The sequence below is a fragment of the Sporofaciens musculi genome, from assembly GCF_009830285.1.
GTDB lineage: Bacteria > Bacillota > Clostridia > Lachnospirales > Lachnospiraceae > Sporofaciens > Sporofaciens musculi.
Genome location: NZ_WUQX01000001.1, coordinates 5344071 through 5360217 on the forward strand (window position 1 = coordinate 5344071; position 16147 = coordinate 5360217).

The window sequence follows — 16147 nt, forward strand, 5'->3', positions numbered from 1 at the left end:
TTTTTTTGTTTAAATAGTACAATAATGAAAATTGCTTTTTGGCGAAATCTTACAGTTTTTGAAGGGGAAATAACGATGACCATCCGTGACATAGCGAAAGCCGCAGGCGTATCTGCCGCTACCGTATCCAGAATCATCAACCATAAAGACGAAAATATCAGCGAGGAAACTCGTAGGCGTGTATTACAAATTATTGAAGAGCATGAGTATGTACCCTATGCCAAAGTCCGTGACCGGCTGCTTCAATCTAACCGTACCATCGGTGTAATCCTGCCGTCCCTTGGCTCACCTTTTTTTGCATCATTTATTGAACATATACAGACATTAGCTGCCAGCGACAACTATACCCTGTCGCTCTATCTCACTCAGAACAGGCCAAAGCTTGAAGAACAGGCAATTCTCCACTTCCTGGATATCCACGCCTTAGGAATTCTGTACTTTCCGGAATCCGACAACGGGATCGCCGCATTAAAGCACAGCCAGGACCAACTACGAAGCGCGGTCCTTATGGACTGCGAAACTCCAGAATTTCCATTCCCCCAGGTTTACCGTGATTTTTTCAACATTGCCAAAACTGGAACAACTGCTCTCTTAAAGCAAAATAACCGACGTCTGGTCCTTCTCCTCTCTGGAGAAGGTAGCTTTCGTGTACATGAGCAACTGGCAGACGGATACCGAGAGGCCATGCTTTCCTATGGAATCACTCCCGATGACAGTACAATTCTCAAAGCAGACGACAGCTTTCACACAGCATTTGAACAACTGACCGACGCCGGAATCGACGGCGTGATCTGCCAGAACGCTTACCTGACAAGCGAAGTTTACTGTATTGCCAGCAGAAAGCATTTCCTAATACCCTCCGATTTGTCGGTACTGTGTCTGGAGGACTCCATATCGCTGGAGCAACTGCTGCCTCCGGTGACTGCAATACGCACAGACATTTCCCAGATGGCGAAAACAGCATACCATACTTTGCTCAGTCAGATTAATGCCAAAAAGAATGTATTCCCATCCCAGACGGCAGCTTTTAGCCTCATACAGCGCAGAAGTATCCAAGCCCATAAGGAATTTGCCACCAAGATTATGATTGCCGGCAGTTTAAATATGGATATAACGCTGAAAGTGCCTCACCTTCCCCACATGGGAGAGACGCTGCTTGCGTCCCATCTGGATTACTGGACGGGAGGGAAGGGCGCCAACCAGGCAATCGGCGTAAGCCGTTTTGGCGCTAATGCATATATGCTTGGAAGGCTTGGCATCGACCCCTACGGCAGACAATTATATGAACAGCTTTCCAACGAAAATGTGGATATGCAGGGAGTTTCCTTTGTCAACAGCCACCCTACAGGAACCGCCTATATCACCGTACAGGGAAACGGCGGCAATACGATTGTAGTCAATCCAGGGGCTAATGCCACCCTGACTCCCTCCTACGTGGCCGAGAACCAAGCTCTGTTTTCCGGCGTCCTTTACTGTCTGGTGCAGATGGAAATCCCCTTTCCGTCTGTGGAGAAAATTTTTGAAATCTGTGGACAGATGAATATAAAGGTGATATTAAAGCCTTCTCCGGCTCAGATACTGCCTCCGGCCATCCTGCAGGAGCTCTTTCTTCTGGTTCCCAACCAGGAGGAAATGGCTGTCCTCTGCCCGAATGAGAACACACCAGAGCTGCAGGCCAGAACAATGCTTTCTAAGGGTGTACAAAATGTGATTGTAACTCTGGGAGACAAGGGATGTATCTATGTAAACCATGAAGGAACAATGCATTTTGACGCTTATCCCTATCCTTCCGTGGATTCCACAGGGGCAAGCGATATCTTTATCAGTTGTCTTGCGGCGCAGCTTGCAAATGGATGCGATATGAAAAAGGCCATTGAATTGTCTACGTTGGCGGCTTCCTTTAGTGTGTCAAAGGAAGGGGTGCAGAATGCGATTTTGAATAGGGAAATGTTGTATGACTTATATGAAAAGAAATTTTCTATTTCGGTGAACCAGTTAGAAGAATAGACGGTATAAAAAAGGCTGCTGCATTAAGCGTAAAATAATTCCGCTTAATGCAGCAGTCTTTTATCATCCGTTACAGGGAATGAATCAGCCTCACCGCAATATTGTCACATTCCCCTTTCAGATACTGCCACATCTCCCCGTCATTTCCGTAAAATTCCTCGATAAACCTCCTCACACTTTCACGAACCAGCGCCTTTGCCTCATCTTCCGAATACATACCAAGCAAAGCCCGTATCCTGCCGCGTTCATATTCCCCGATACCGTCTCCGTCGAACTGCTTCTTTAACAGAATATGCCCCGCCACATCCCCAAGAAGAATCCCACAGAGATTCTCGAACATTTCCTCATACTCCTCTGAGAAACTGCACAACGTCTGGGTCACATATGCTTCTGGAAACTTATTGAGAAACCTCTGCTCTATAGAAACACATCTTACAAATTCATATACAGCGTCAATCCCTGTGCCCACCTCCTTCAAAAGCGGATAATCCAGCGTCAGAATCGTATCCTGAGGCGCATACCGAATGTCGTACCATTTCAGAAACTCCGGAACCGCATTTACCGTATCCTTCAAGGCTATATTTCCATAAGAATGGAAATCCCGTATCAAGGCATGGTACAACTCTTTCATTGCATGAACCTTCGCCTCCACAAGCTGACACCCCAGTCTGTACGCCTCCTTTGCAGTTACTTCCTTAGCTGTCATGACATTTCCGGCAGACATTCCCTCCTTTAATAGAGAATGACCACCCACTCCACAGCCACCTGCATTGCAAGGCCCTCCATGAAGATACTCGTCAATACAGTAAATAACTGCCTCCATCAACTGATTCGCCTTCTCATAAGTAATCGACGTGCTCTCATATCCTGTGTATTTCTCCGACAATTCCGCTACAATCGGAACCAGTTCTTCCATCTCATACATAGCTTTTCCTCCGTCAGTTATACCCGTTCTATACCACACCGTTCCTACTGTAAGTCCTTTAAAGCCTCCATATAAAGCTGCGCATCCCACCTCTGAACCTCGTCGAACTGCCCATATTCCCCCCTTCCCTCTGTCCGCTTGTATCCCCGATAGCCTCTTCGCACCGCCTGGGCAAATATATCCAGACATGTCTCCTCCAGATAATCCAAATCTCCATAACAGACACTCTCAAACTGCTCCTTCATAAAATGAATTAATTCCTGGTCCGTCAGTTCATCCTGCATTTCATTTTTATAGAGGAAAAAAATCTCTTGAAGCCTGACCATGGTATCCGCATAATTATCCTGATTAATATAGTCGGAATCACAGAATTCGTAGATCAGACGGGGCAGAATACTCTCACCGAATTCTACCCGCTTCTGCTCTTTCAGCGTGTTTCTTCGCTCTGCAACAATGACCTGCGCCTCCTCCTCGCTTAACGTAAGACCATACTTCTGCGCATACTGATTTGTCTCCATCACTTTCCCAATCTGGGTCTGATTTACTACTGCTTCTAACCAGTTTCCTTTACTCAAAGCACATTCCTCCTATTTTACCCTTCTTCAAACAGACCGTCTCTCGTAATATTATTCAGCCATTTCATACTCCGGTAATGCTTCAATACCCAAGGCCATTTGGCAAATTCATCCGTACACAGTAAAAAATATACCCACAGTACAGGAAGCTTCAAGATAAAAGCTGCAAAAAAGCCAAGGGGCACAGCGTAACACCACATAGTAATGGTATCGCAGATAAATCCAAACCGGCTGTCTCCTCCTGCACGGAAAACGCCTGCAATCAATGTGGTATTCACAGCCGCCCCAAGCACATAATAAGTATTAATCAGCATCATATATTTCAGATAATGCATTGCCTGTTCCGTCAAGGTTGCATATCTTAGCACAATGGGCATTGCCCCAAGGACAATCAGACCTCCAATAATACCTGTAGCGACAGTAAGCTTCATAACCTTTCTTGCGCCGTCTTTGGCTTCCTCAAGCTTATTCATTCCGATTATATTTCCAAGGAGTATTCCGCCAGCGCTTGCGGTTCCAAAACATAGAATGGTTCCAAAATTACGCACCACAGTAACAAAGGAATTGGCCGCCACAGCATCTGTCCCCATATGTCCCATAATCACAGAATACATGGAAAACGCCACACTCCAGGCAATATCATTTCCAAGGGCAGGCAGAGACAGTCTGACAAAATCAGAAAATAACGCCTTGTTTTTCACAAACATATACCGAAAATCCAGTTTGATATCCTTACTTAAAAACGACACCACAAAGCAGGCAAAAAGCTCAATCAGCCTGGATATGGAGGTCGCCAGCGCCACACCCATGGCTCCTAGCTTCGGCGCACCCAACAGCCCGAAAATAAATACTGCATTCAGGAAAATATTCAGCGAAAATGCAAGCACATTCATCGCCGTACTGATTACCACCCTGCCGATACTGCGAAGAATGGCAAGATATACCTCCGTAATCCCCCAGCACAGATAGCTGACGCTCATGAATCTTAAATAGGAGGCTCCTATTGTAATTAGCTCTCTGTCATTGGTAAAAATCTGCATCATTGGCTCTGGCACAAGCAAGGCCAGGCAGGCAAAAAGCAGAGCAATCAACAGTGAAAACCGAAGGGCAATCCCTTCAATCACCTGAATAGCTTTCATATCCCCTTTGCCAAAATACTGGGCGCTCAGCATAGTCGCGCCTGTTCCCAAACCATAAAACACCATAAACAGGATATTTGCATACTGTGAGGCAAGGGATACAGCCGAGATGGAGGACTGCCCCACATAATTCAGCATCACCACGTCAGCCGAGCTGACCGCCGCGCTCAGAAGATTCTGAATTACAATCGGCAGCACTAATTTAAATATTTGTTTGTAAAATGTATCTTTATTTGTCATATTTGTTCTTTCCTGGAATTCATCCTTTCCTAATTTTTCTGTCCCTTAAACGGACGAAGTCCGCTTGTCAAACGTCAACAATACCTCCAATATCCGCACCAATTCAGACAGCCCTCTCTGATCCTCCTCATCAAACCTTGCAAGGTGAGGGCTGTCGATATCCAGTACGCCAATCACCTCTTTTGCATTATGTATCGGAATAACAATTTCTGACAGTGACGCGCTGTCACAGGCAATATGCCCAGGGAATTCATGGACATTCTCTACCCGCATGACTTGATCCTGGACTGCCGCCGCGCCGCACACACCCCGCCCAACCTCTATCTCTACGCAGGCAGGCTTCCCCTGGAAGGGACCCAGGATTAACCGCCCCTCCTTCATAAGATAAAATCCCATCCAGTTAATATCTGTCAATGCCTGATTCAAAAGAGCAGATACATTTGCCAGATTGGCGGTCAAATCTGTAACCCCGTCTACTAAACCTTGAAGCTGCGTTTTTAAGAGCCTGTATAACTCTTTCTTTTCTGTGGGATATGTAATAAGCGACGCCTTCATTTCATATAACCTCCTAAAATTCTTTTGTTAGTTCAGTAACGCCATATTGCTCTTTGAAAGCCTCTAAATCCTTTTCATTCCTGATTAACATTATATCGGTAAATTTACCGGTGTGCAGGTCTTTAAAGCCTGCCACCTGCTCTCCGGTGCAAATGCTGCACCGGAGGACAGGCTTCTGAATATTCGGGTCATACTTTTCTGTTACAGGATTGATTTTAGTTTTTCTGAATAAATGAAACATTGCCCTTCTCCCCCTTTAACTCCCAGTAAAACACATACTGCTGCATGACGCCCTCGTACCCCTTATACCTGTTCTTCGGGAAACCTCTCTTATAGTGCTTCTTCAAAGCCTGCAATATATGTGTATCCACAGGAAATGCTTCCAGATGATGCAATCCAAAAAGGCAGATACAGTCCGCCACCTTCTCGCCCACTCCATACAGCTTCAAAAGCTCTGCCTTAGCCTCCTTATACGGCATATTCCTAACAGCCGCCAGGTCCATCTTACCCTCCGCAATAATCCTGGCAGTCCGAACTACATATTTACTTCGGTATCCCAGATTACACTCCTTAAGTTTATCCTCCGGAAGAAACGCCAATACCTCCGGCTGCGGAAACATATAATATCTCTCTCCACGAAAATTGACCCTCTCCTCCCCGTACTGCTCACAGATGTTCTGGATACATTTACGGATTCTCACAATATTATTCTGCTGTGATATTAGAAATGACGCTGTCATCTCCCATAAATCCTGATACAAAATCCGTATTCCCTCTCCAAACCGGATGGCCTTCACCAGATACTCATCCTTGGGATTCGCCGTCTCCATATACGCCCCATAATCCCTCTCCAGGTCAAAATATCCCTTCCAGTATTCCTCGAATTCTTCCTCCCCGCAGGAAAACATACACTCTTTTCCACTCTGCTCAATCTCAAGATACCGCCCCGCCGCAATGACGCTGTATGTACGCGCATCCCTCTGAACCATCCGAAAGCATTGACCCGAATCACAAATCTGCCTTATATCGAAATAATCCATTGTTTTTCTGACCATTTATCCTACCTCATATATACCTTGTCACTCACATCATTCCATCCATCTCCGCCTGAGTAATGACTTCATTCCTCACCATACTCCGAAGTACCTGCTGCGCTCTCAGAGAAACCAGCCCTTCATCCACCCCCGGCGCATACACAGAAGGCGCATTGGGCACCCCCGCCAGCACAACCGCCTCGTAATCCGTCAGCTCTGACGGTATTTTCCCAAAATATCCCGTGGAAGCTGCATAGATTCCCTCATAGCCGCTGCCAAAGCTGGCGGTATTCACATACAATTCAAAAATCTCCTCCTTGCTGTATTCTGCCTCAATCTCCATCACGGCAAATACCTCCGCCGCCTTGCGCTCAAGGTTCTTATCCTGAGTAAACAGCAGGTTCTTGGCAAGCTGCTGCGTAATCGTGCTGCCGCCCTCCCGAAAGGACATTGACCTGATATCAGCCCAGAAGGCCCGACACAGTGCGATTAAATCAATCCCCTTATGCTCTCTGAATCTGTGGTCCTCCACGGAAATCACCGCATTAATATAGAAATCTGTCATCTCAGAATACTTTGTAAAATCTTCCTCTCCCCTTATCTTATCAACCCTGTCTTCAATAGAACTCAGGGAAATAGCGTCCTGATACATCTGATATCCCTTCACTCCATAGAAAATGCCGACTGACATAGCCGCACACAGCATAAGAATCAGCAGCACGCATATTGTTTTTCTCACAGGATGTCTTTTCTTCATTGTCCAGCCAACTCCTTTCTGCCCTTCGATTCTGCGAATCAGATATTCCTTCATTTGTTATAATTTTCGACCATATATACCTCTTTCTCAAGCCCTGGCGCATATATTTATAGAAAAGATAATATATATGGTTTATTTGGGGAAACGTATGGTAAAAACTGCACCGCCCTGGGGATGGTTCTTTGCACTGACCGTCCCCCCTTGTCTGACAATAATTCTTTTGCAGAGCGCAAGGCCGATTCCGTATCCTGCAGCAACGGAGCTCTTTCCACGATAAAACCGTTCAAACAGGTTTTGCAGGTCCTCCTTGGCAAAGCCCGCCCCATATATTCAGCTCTGATGACATTTATTATATTTCTTTCGTCACAAATATACAACCTGCTTTTTTCAGGCAATTTAATCCTACTTGCTTTTTCTCCCTCCCCATGCTATACTACTCGTTGCAAAGTCTGTCTAAAACCAAGGTCTATAGGACTTTGCTATCCGCTAAGGCGCGTGTGTTCGAGACCTTCCACACGTAAAACAAAACTAAAGGAGAAGAAACAATGAAAAAATCAAACACAGCTTTTCTAAGCCAGGCAGCCATGATTGCTGCCGTCTACGTGGTGCTCACCTATGTATTCGCACCATTTTCCTTCGGAGAGATTCAGGTAAGAATAGCCGAGGCTCTTACCATCCTCCCACTGTTTACCCCCGCCGCCATCCCCGGCTTGTTCATCGGGTGTCTGCTGGGCAATATTTTAGGGGGTGCAATCCTTCCAGACATTATCTTTGGAAGCATCGCAACCTTAATTGGAGCATTCGGTACATATATGCTGCGCAATAACCTTCCCCTACTGGCGCCCCTGCCTCCAATCCTGGCAAATACAATCGTGGTGCCCTTGGTACTGCGCTTTGGCTACAGCGTTAATCTTCCCATACCGTTCATGATGCTGACGGTAGGCATTGGAGAGATTCTTTCCTGCGGCGTACTTGGAATCATACTATATGCGGCTCTGCGAAGATATAAAAATATCATCTTCGTTCCAGCCCAGAGATAATAAGAAACTGTCTGAAAATGAAATTTGTCATTTTCAGGCAGTTTCTTTTATCCTATATATGTGTTTCCGCTTCCCGACGTCATCTGATCCACCTCTCCAATCGGGGCAGCTCTGCGTTCCCCGCTGTCTGCATCAATATAAACCACGCTGCCTTCTGTATATCCTACCAGAATGACCGCCCGCTCTGCATCTAACATCCCAATCACTGGATTATCTCTGTCAATCAAATACAGAAGCATCTCCACCGAACAGCCTGACATGTCTAAGATTCTGCCATCGTTCATCTCCTTCAGAATATCCACCGGCGCCTGCCTTTGTCTAAGCCGCTCCCCAATATTCTGTATCACCTCATCCTTTCCGGCAATGAAATGCTGCTTGCTTCGATTCCCCTGTTCCCAGACATAGGACTGATTGGAGTCCACCACACATCCACTATATGGCTCAGCCGCTCGGATTGCCTCGCCTGCACGGTCGTAAACGCCCTGCAGCTCTCCATAACCATATACAAAAAATTTCCCCCCATAGCTGATATCATCAAAATTAATGTCGCCTGTATCCTCCGTCAAAATCTGCTTAGGCTTCAATACCTTTGGTTCACGGTCTGAAATCCCGTCATTATAAACCAATCTCATCTGCGTCTCTTTCAGCTCAGTGGTATAACTCTTAAGGTCGATATTGCTGGCCTCTTTTTCTCGGTTATTCGTAATATAATCGGCAGTCGTGCTTGTATACGTCTCCCCTGACTTCGTCGCCCGATTCAGTGTAATCATATTCACGTCAAATGTGGTATCCAGCACATAAATTCCGTCCACCTGATAGGTTTTCACAATCTCTTCCTTGCCGTTCTGTATCTCAATCTTATACATGGGAACCGCCACCTCGCCAGATACAGTTCTCCCTGTATCTGCCGTCTTTGCCACCCCATATACAAAATCATTCTTAACAAATCCAAGGGGGCGTACGCACTCATCCCCTGCACTCTCTGCCTTCCTTGCCTTTCCGGTTTCAAGATTCATCACAGTAACCTTAGTGGCCTCATTCAGCTTTTCTCCTTCCTGCCACGCAACTAAATGGCCGTCCTCTGACACCACATACTGTTCATCCATAAGCCCCTCCACCAGAGTATTGCTCTTGTTCTTTGTCAAATCGAATTCATATAACGTACCTTCCAGCATAACATACAGATTATTCTGCTTCATACTGTAATAGACCATGCTGCTCAGCTCATTGATTGCGAACCCATAAGACTTATTACTGGAGATAAACGCCTTCTCCTCCACAGAATTCTTTTTGGCGCTGTATTCATAAATAGCAACCCCTACCTCGCCTTCATGGGAGCCGCGGCTCATATATCCGCTCACAGCAAACATGGTAAAGCCTGCCCCGTCGGTTCCAAGAAGTTTAATCTCATGGTGGGGAATCATGTTGCGCACATCACTGTTCTCCACATCGGTAAAACTAAATACCAGTGAAATCTCATCCGTATCCTTGCTGTAGTTCCACAGTTCATTTGCCACTACGAAAGAAACTTCACTCCCATTTTCATTGACCAGATAGGGAACATCCGGCGGCACAATTCCAAGCACAATGCCATTTTCATTGAGCATCTTCTTTGTCACGTCAAAAATCTGCTCCATCGTCCGGTCATAATCCAAAAGATACGTGGTCTGGCTTCCCGTCACATGCCTGACTCGAAAAAACTCCTCCACATGGTACACATCCGACTCATTCTCCTCCCCCTTACATCGGACGCGATACTCCAAACGCACAGAAATTGAGTCCCCGTTCATCTCTGTAATATCCCAGCGTTCCCCCATCTCCACCATTGGCTCTAACTCTCCCCAGGAAACATGATCATAATCCGAATGAATCGTCACATGCTGAAACGTGGTATTATTGGCGCTTTCGTTAGGCTCAATGGCAGCTCCGACGCCGGCTCCCTCCACCTTATTCATTGCATTCTCATGGAAACCGCGGATATAGTCCAGGCTCTCCGCCACACCCAGATCCGCTCCGTCTGCAATTCTGGTGTAGAAATAGACGTCATTTTCACCGCCGATATTCAGCACAATCTCAAGTACATGCTCTCTGCCTGCTGTTACTGCATCGCTAAGCTCTACTGTAAAGCTGTCGCCGTTTCGGCTAAGCTCTCCCTCCCCCATCTTCTCTTTTCCGTCCAGCGTGTAAATCGTATAGCTGGCTTTTTTAATCTGGTTCTCGTAAGGCTGAATGGTGCCTTCCACCATTCGGGCATTCGCAGGCGTAATGGTATCCCGCATGGCGGTAATATCCATTGCCCGCGCAAAACCGCTCAGCGTGTTTAACACATATCCGTTATAAGAAAATGAAATCTGCGGATAGGTAGCTGAGCCCATATCCGCCGTCATATTGTCGTTCCCTTTATTCGTATAATAGCTGAAGCCAATGACCGCAGCGATAAATATCAGGACCAGAATTGCCGTATCCCTTAGTTTCTTTATCCAATTCATCTATGACTCCCCTTCTTATTCTAACAGACGTCCAAGGGTGGGTGACACATGCAGGAACTCCTCGCACTTTTTAACCGCCTTCTGGTTCTCCCCCTTTTTGCCGTTTTTGACCCCGCGGATTAAAATATTCTTAGGCGTATGTTCCATATCGATAAACTCCAAAATCTGTGTATCGTACCCCGCACACTCCAGATACTCCGCCCTCAGTCCATCCGTCACAAGCGCCGCCATTCTCTCCTTAAGCAGCCCGTATTTCAAAATAGGCTTTAGAATATCATTTTCAATCTGCCCGTTTAACTCATGCTGGCAGCAGGGCACAGATAAAATCACCTTTGCCCCCCACCCAACAGCCTTAGCCAACGCATAATCCGTCGCCGTGTCACAGGCATGAAGGGTGACTACCATATCCGCATGGTCAGCCCCCGTGTAGCCTGCAATATCTCCCTCCAAAAAGGTCAGCTTCTCATAGCCATACTTCCTGCCAAGCTCGCTGCAATGTCGGATGACCTCCTTCTTTAAATCCAGGCCGATAATCCTGATGTTATACCCTTTACACTCATGTAAATAATAATACATTGCAAAAGTGAGATAGGATTTGCCGCACCCAAAATCTATAATGGTCACCTCTCGGCTCCAATCAAGCTCTGGTAAAATATCTTCGATAAACTCCAGAAAGCGATTAATCTGTCGAAATTTGTCGAATCTGGATTTTACAACCTTTCCCTCCTCGGTCATCACCCCCAGATCTAACAGAAACGGAACAGGTACGCCTTCCTCAAGGATATAATGCTTCTTCCGGTTGTGGCTTAAGTCAATCTCCTTTCTCTCGCATGCTAAAGCCTTCTTCTTTATCGTCACCTTACCCTTTTTGCTCACCAGAACGGTATACAGATGCCTCCTTGTCTCTATCTGCATCTGCCGCATATTCTCCATGGCTTTTTGAAGAAGCCGACACGCCTCCTCTGGTTCTACGTTCCTGTGAAATGCCTGGTGATTACGAAATGTCTCAATCTGGAATAATAATTTTTCCTTCTGAAGCAGGGGCCGCACCTTGATTTTCTCTGCCGCCTCTTTCTGCCGCGGGTTACTTAACACAGCAGAGCGAAGCTCTATATTCAAATTATCCTGTAGTAATTCTTTTAATTTATCCATAGTATTTACTATTGTAATGTTTTTTCCCCATAAACGCAAGTAGAGACATCAGTATTTTCTTATATATACTCCCTGAAAACAAATCAAAGCACAGAGAACTCCATGTGCTTTGATTCCATATACTAGATATTAACTTTTGGGAAAGTAATCGTAACACGGAACAAATCACCGTCCAGGTACAATTCAAAATTCCCTCCCTGCATCTGGGTAAGCGTCTTGGCAATCGACAGCCCAAGGCCGCTGCCCTCCGTTCCTCTTGAGATATCCCCCCGTATGAACCGCTCAGTCAGTTCATCCGCCGAAATATTAAGAGGCTGGTCAGAAACATTTTTCAGGCTGAAAACAGCCGCATCCCCAATGGTGTAGAGGTCTGCATATACCCTGGTCCCCTTCATAGCGTATTTGGCGGCATTATTATAGATATTTGCCAGAACCCGCCAAAGCCTTCTTCCATCGGCACGTATGATAACCTCATGCTCTGGAAGCGACATCACCTCCGTAAGCTCATTCGCCGTAAACTTCTCCTCGAATTCTCCGCTGGTCTGCTGGATGATTTCTACCAGATTAATATTCATATATTCCAGCGTAATATTTCCTGAACTTACCTTCGATGCCTCTACTACATCCTCCGTAAGCGTTTTGAGACGCTGAGATTTCTCATCCAGAATATCCAGATACCGCAGAATCTTGGGATCGTCAAATTTCTCTTGCTTTAAAAGATTCACATAGTTAATAATCGACGTCAGCGGAGTCTTAATATCATGGGAAACATTCGTTATCAAATCTGTCTTAAGGCGCTCGCTCTTAATACTCTCCTCCAGCGCCGCATCCAGCCCCTGACCGATCGAATTAATCTTCTCGGCAATATTTTTCTGCTCATCTCCCAAGCCTTCAAGAGGAATCTTATAGTCTACCTCGCCGCCTGCGATTCTGTCAACTCCAATATCAATCTTCTGCCGGCCGCTCGCCTGCCTGACCATGTAAATAAATACAACCAGTTCACCTGCCAGCATCAAAAACATTGCATATCTATTACTGTTGCTAAGAACGGCGATCCAATGAACAAATACAAACATAGCAAATATGGCAACGGCTTTCCAGACCGCGTGAATATTTGCAAAGGCCCGCCTTGTAAAACAGATCATACTCCTTAACAGGCTGTCCTTCCACAGACTCTTAGCCTTAATTCTCCTAACAAGACTCAAGTACCCCATCAAAAACATTGCGCAGGTGTATGCCGCAAGCATGCCTCCTGCTGCCAATGTGCCTGAGGCAGAAGTATATCCATAATCCGTCTCGTAATACGTGAGCTGAGATATAGAGCGGGAGGCTACTGCCAATAGCGAACCACTTCCATATATTATAACTATAACGGGTACTGCCCACGCCAGAACCACGGCTGCCGCCGCCAGCTCTGTCTTCCATCTGTCAAACCAGTTAAGCTTTGCCTCTGCTGCCGCTGTAAGCCATATCAGTATCCCCACAAACAGAAGCGCTGACGATATTCCAAGAATCAGCACACCTCTGACAAAAGGACTGTATTTTTCAAATTCGTGCGCCTCAGAATGTAGCCCATCCTTAATTGGATAATCGGTATCCACACTTATGGCATAGATAAATCCCGTCTCTTTTGCACCAACATACTTAATGCTATCTCTCCATAGCGATGCCTTTATTCCTTCAATATTTGACTCAAAATCCTTAAGCTCAGGCTCTATGATTGCATATTTTCCTGCCTTGCGAAGCTTTTCCAGATTCTCCCTTAATTTCCCATAATCCCGAAATTCATTTCGGTTCGTATACACACGCCCGTTCTCTGTATCCACATATAGATAGGTAAGATTCGTATCCCCTTCCTTATATCCGTTTTCCATCCATACATATGAGCTATATGCGTCTCTTAAACTGTAAATCGTATTGTTCAGCATCGCGTAGGCGTTGTTCAGCCGGCCGTTCCACTCAGGATTATCATTTGCCACCTGCATAATACTTTCCGCATCAATCGGCTTATACTTCTCCTCCATCCATCCGCCGTCATAACTCCAGCAGTCAATATAGACAATCTTCCCTTCAATATCCTGAAGCCCTTTGAAGGCAGTCTCGGAATTATTCGTGAAATTGCCAGCCCGCAGTTCGGCAAGAATGTCATCCTCCGATATTCCTGAATCATCATTGGCAATCACGAACCGAAGTTCACCAGTATTAATCAGCTTCTTAAATTCACTGTAATAGTAATAATGAAAGGTTTTATCAGGCCGCCTGCAAACAATAATCTTATCCTCCAGCCCGCCCTCGTCAGTATAGAGGTCATTGCCGACAAAATCCCTGTTTTCCCCCCATGCGATCAGGTCGCCCAGTGTATAGGCAAGCCCGTGAACATTTTCATTGGGAAATCTTATCTCCTCCCCGTATGTCTGAGCGTACTCCTGAATGTCTATAATCTTCTGGGGATTGTACGCGCCGTCCGACTCGAACAACTCCTGCACCCTTATGCCGTTCATAATCTCACAGTTTAAGTCCATAAGCCGATTCTTGAAAATATCCGTATCTTCATATTCCTTCGCCCCGCTGCCCGAAAACACCTCGCTCACAAGCGTCGGATAAGACATTGCCCACAGAATGCTTACCGCAGCAGCCACCACCAACACATGCTCCAGTATGATTAACAGCCCCTTCGTAAGCCTTGACCTGTACCATCGTTGCTTCATACAAACTCCCTTCTAAAATTTCTCCACCTTATACCCAACTCCCCAGACCACCTTGAGATAACGGGGCTCCTTGGGATTAATCTCAATCTTCTCCCGAATATGCCGGATATGCACTGCCACCGTGTTATCCACGCCGATTGCATCTTCATTCCAGATACTTTCATATATCTGATCTATAGAGAAAACTTTTCCCTGATTCTTTACTAATAACAGCAAGATATTATATTCAATAGGAGTGAGCTTCACAGGCTCCCCGTCTACGGTCACTTCTTTCAGGTCATCATTAATCGAAAGTCCGCCGGCCTCGTATACCTCCTGGCCTGTATGCTCTGCTGTACTGCCAAGCTGCGTATATCTGCGAAGCTGTGACTTGACCCTTGCCACCAGCTCCAACGGGTTAAATGGCTTCGTCACGTAGTCGTCAGCCCCTACATTTAACCCAAGAATCTTATCTGCATCCTCCGATTTCGCTGATAAAATAATAATAGGCATATTATTCTGTTCTCGAATCTTAAGCGTTGCACGTATCCCGTCTAACTTTGGCATCATCACATCCAGCACCAACAAATCCGCCTTTTGGGTTTTCAGCGCCCGCAGCGCCTCCTCCCCGTCATACGCCTTTAAAACCTCATACCCCTCCTGTGTCAGATAGATATCAATCGCTTCTACAATTTCTCTGTCATCATCACATACTAATATTTTAGCCATTTTCATCACCTCCCTTATACTATACAAGAATAGCAGTTATTTTTTAAGAGCTATTTGCATAAATTCTTAAGATATTATGAAAACTAGGCTTTTTGGCTCATTAGCAGCATGTCTGATAATGTCGAATTATATCTTAGTATGTCGAAAAATTACTGTCTTTGTCGCCAATGCTTAATGCCCTGATATTTTCGTTATAATGACCTTGTAGCATGCTTTCGTTTCTCAGTGTAAAGTTTTTGAGGATATTGTTATGGAGCAGAAAATTGAGTATCTTATCCGTTCTCTTGGCATTGGCGCCACATACCGCGGATACCGCTATCTAAGCTATGGAATTAAACTATGTTTGGAAAATGAAGATTATCTCTTATCTGTCAGTAAAATGTTATATCCCCAGATTGCAAAGCATTACTACACCACAAGTTATAGTGTCGAAAGGGATCTGCGAACCGTAATTAAAGTATGCTGGGACAGAGGAAACAAGAAGCTTTTACAAGAGATAGCTTTGAGGCCATTAACCACCAAGCCGCCGTCCAGTGAATTTTTCGATATACTCACTGCGCACATCAAGCAAAAATCAATATCAACACCTTTGGTTTAGGTTATCTTTTTTTAGTTCTTAAGTCCTTCTTAAGAATTTTTCTTTTTCTTTAATGGATTTAACATACTTTGGACATAATTATCTCTTATACTTTTAATCAGATAGTTGATTAACGTCACTATCTCCCCCTCAATAAAGCAAGTGCCGTATGGGGGGAACCCGTCGGCGCGAAGCTTTACTCTCATTCCTTTAGAATAACTATAACTACGACGAACCCCGC

14 protein-coding genes and 1 pseudogene are annotated in these 16147 nt (G+C 45.5%); 3 read left to right on the forward strand and 12 right to left on the reverse strand.

The window, feature by feature from the left end:
- Window positions 1-75: 75 nt before the first annotated feature.
- Complete coding sequence (locus tag GN277_RS26990) at window positions 76-2007, forward strand: PfkB family carbohydrate kinase (RefSeq protein WP_204162803.1); 1932 nt, start codon at window positions 76-78, stop codon at window positions 2005-2007.
- Between the two features lie 70 nt (window positions 2008-2077).
- On the opposite strand, the gene GN277_RS26995 is transcribed toward GN277_RS26990, so the two are convergent.
- The 8 genes and pseudogenes from GN277_RS26995 to GN277_RS32260 all read right to left on the reverse strand — a co-directional run.
- Window positions 2078-2932: a DUF6179 domain-containing protein gene (locus GN277_RS26995; RefSeq protein WP_159756078.1), complete on the reverse strand. Its 855-nt coding sequence runs from the start codon at window positions 2930-2932 to the stop codon at window positions 2078-2080.
- A 44-nt stretch (window positions 2933-2976) separates the two neighbouring features.
- Window positions 2977-3507: a DUF6323 family protein gene (locus GN277_RS27000; protein WP_244324934.1), complete on the reverse strand. Its 531-nt coding sequence runs from the start codon at window positions 3505-3507 to the stop codon at window positions 2977-2979.
- Window positions 3508-3524: 17 nt separating this feature from the next.
- Window positions 3525-4886 (reverse strand): MATE family efflux transporter, encoded by a 1362-nt coding sequence (locus GN277_RS27005; protein ID WP_159756081.1) that lies wholly within the window; start codon window positions 4884-4886, stop codon window positions 3525-3527.
- A gap of 45 nt (window positions 4887-4931) precedes the next feature.
- Entirely contained in the window at window positions 4932-5441 is a 510-nt protein-coding gene (locus GN277_RS27010; RefSeq protein WP_159756084.1) for a GAF domain-containing protein, read from the reverse strand.
- 13 nt (window positions 5442-5454) lie between these two features.
- Window positions 5455-5682, reverse strand: a complete 228-nt coding sequence (locus GN277_RS27015; protein ID WP_159756087.1) for an aspartate dehydrogenase — start codon at window positions 5680-5682, stop codon at window positions 5455-5457.
- The gene (locus tag GN277_RS27020; protein ID WP_159756090.1) at window positions 5657-6496 is read right to left on the reverse strand and encodes a DNA-3-methyladenine glycosylase family protein; all 840 of its coding nucleotides are present in this window, start codon (window positions 6494-6496) and stop codon (window positions 5657-5659) included. Before GN277_RS27020 ends, GN277_RS27015 begins: the two co-directional genes overlap by 26 nt.
- 28 nt (window positions 6497-6524) lie before the next feature.
- On the reverse strand, window positions 6525-7286 hold the full coding sequence (locus tag GN277_RS27025) for a biosynthetic peptidoglycan transglycosylase (protein ID WP_322101276.1): 762 nt from the start codon (window positions 7284-7286) through the stop codon (window positions 6525-6527).
- A gap of 78 nt (window positions 7287-7364) precedes the next feature.
- Window positions 7365-7556: pseudogene (locus GN277_RS32260) on the reverse strand (sensor histidine kinase); the annotation flags it as partial.
- 221 nt (window positions 7557-7777) lie between these two features.
- Here GN277_RS32260 and GN277_RS27035 point away from each other — a divergent pair.
- Window positions 7778-8272, forward strand: a complete 495-nt coding sequence (locus GN277_RS27035; RefSeq protein WP_159756093.1) for a QueT transporter family protein — start codon at window positions 7778-7780, stop codon at window positions 8270-8272.
- Between the two features lie 47 nt (window positions 8273-8319).
- Here GN277_RS27035 and GN277_RS27040 read toward each other — a convergent pair whose 3' ends face one another.
- The 4 genes from GN277_RS27040 to GN277_RS27055 all read right to left on the reverse strand — a co-directional run bounded on the left by GN277_RS27040 (window position 8320) and on the right by GN277_RS27055 (window position 15329).
- On the reverse strand, window positions 8320-10761 hold the full coding sequence (locus GN277_RS27040) for a hypothetical protein (RefSeq protein ID WP_159756096.1): 2442 nt from the start codon (window positions 10759-10761) through the stop codon (window positions 8320-8322).
- Window positions 10762-10776: 15 nt separating this feature from the next.
- Window positions 10777-11913: a class I SAM-dependent methyltransferase gene (locus GN277_RS27045; RefSeq protein WP_159756099.1), complete on the reverse strand. Its 1137-nt coding sequence runs from the start codon at window positions 11911-11913 to the stop codon at window positions 10777-10779.
- 122 nt (window positions 11914-12035) lie between these two features.
- On the reverse strand, window positions 12036-14621 hold the full coding sequence (locus GN277_RS27050; protein WP_159756102.1) for a sensor histidine kinase: 2586 nt from the start codon (window positions 14619-14621) through the stop codon (window positions 12036-12038).
- Between the two features lie 12 nt (window positions 14622-14633).
- Entirely contained in the window at window positions 14634-15329 is a 696-nt protein-coding gene (locus GN277_RS27055; protein ID WP_204162804.1) for a response regulator transcription factor, read from the reverse strand.
- Window positions 15330-15579: 250 nt separating this feature from the next.
- Between GN277_RS27055 and GN277_RS27060 the strand changes: the two genes are divergently transcribed.
- Window positions 15580-15927 carry a sporulation initiation factor Spo0A C-terminal domain-containing protein gene (locus tag GN277_RS27060; RefSeq protein WP_159756108.1) on the forward strand — a complete coding sequence of 116 codons (348 nt, stop codon included), beginning with the start codon at window positions 15580-15582 and terminating at the stop codon, window positions 15925-15927.
- The last annotated feature ends 220 nt before the right edge of the window (window positions 15928-16147 follow it).

Bases quoted from the DNA above. Each gene is read 5' to 3' on its own strand.
- GN277_RS26990 (WP_204162803.1), top strand. From the start codon at position 76: ATGACCATCCGTGACATAGCGAAAGCCGCAGGCGTATCTGCCGCTACC.
- GN277_RS26995 (WP_159756078.1), bottom strand. From the start codon at position 2,932: ATGTATGAGATGGAAGAACTGGTTCCGATTGTAGCGGAATTGTCGGAG.
- GN277_RS27005 (WP_159756081.1), bottom strand. From the start codon at position 4,886: ATGACAAATAAAGATACATTTTACAAACAAATATTTAAATTAGTGCTG.
- GN277_RS27010 (WP_159756084.1), bottom strand. From the start codon at position 5,441: ATGAAGGCGTCGCTTATTACATATCCCACAGAAAAGAAAGAGTTATAC.
- GN277_RS27015 (WP_159756087.1), bottom strand. From the start codon at position 5,682: ATGTTTCATTTATTCAGAAAAACTAAAATCAATCCTGTAACAGAAAAG.
- GN277_RS27020 (WP_159756090.1), bottom strand. From the start codon at position 6,496: ATGGTCAGAAAAACAATGGATTATTTCGATATAAGGCAGATTTGTGAT.
- GN277_RS27025 (WP_322101276.1), bottom strand. From the start codon at position 7,286: ATGAAGGAATATCTGATTCGCAGAATCGAAGGGCAGAAAGGAGTTGGC.
- GN277_RS27035 (WP_159756093.1), top strand. From the start codon at position 7,778: ATGAAAAAATCAAACACAGCTTTTCTAAGCCAGGCAGCCATGATTGCT.
- GN277_RS27040 (WP_159756096.1), bottom strand. From the start codon at position 10,761: ATGAATTGGATAAAGAAACTAAGGGATACGGCAATTCTGGTCCTGATA.
- GN277_RS27045 (WP_159756099.1), bottom strand. From the start codon at position 11,913: ATGGATAAATTAAAAGAATTACTACAGGATAATTTGAATATAGAGCTT.
- GN277_RS27050 (WP_159756102.1), bottom strand. From the start codon at position 14,621: ATGAAGCAACGATGGTACAGGTCAAGGCTTACGAAGGGGCTGTTAATC.
- GN277_RS27055 (WP_204162804.1), bottom strand. From the start codon at position 15,329: ATGGCTAAAATATTAGTATGTGATGATGACAGAGAAATTGTAGAAGCG.
- GN277_RS27060 (WP_159756108.1), top strand. From the start codon at position 15,580: ATGGAGCAGAAAATTGAGTATCTTATCCGTTCTCTTGGCATTGGCGCC.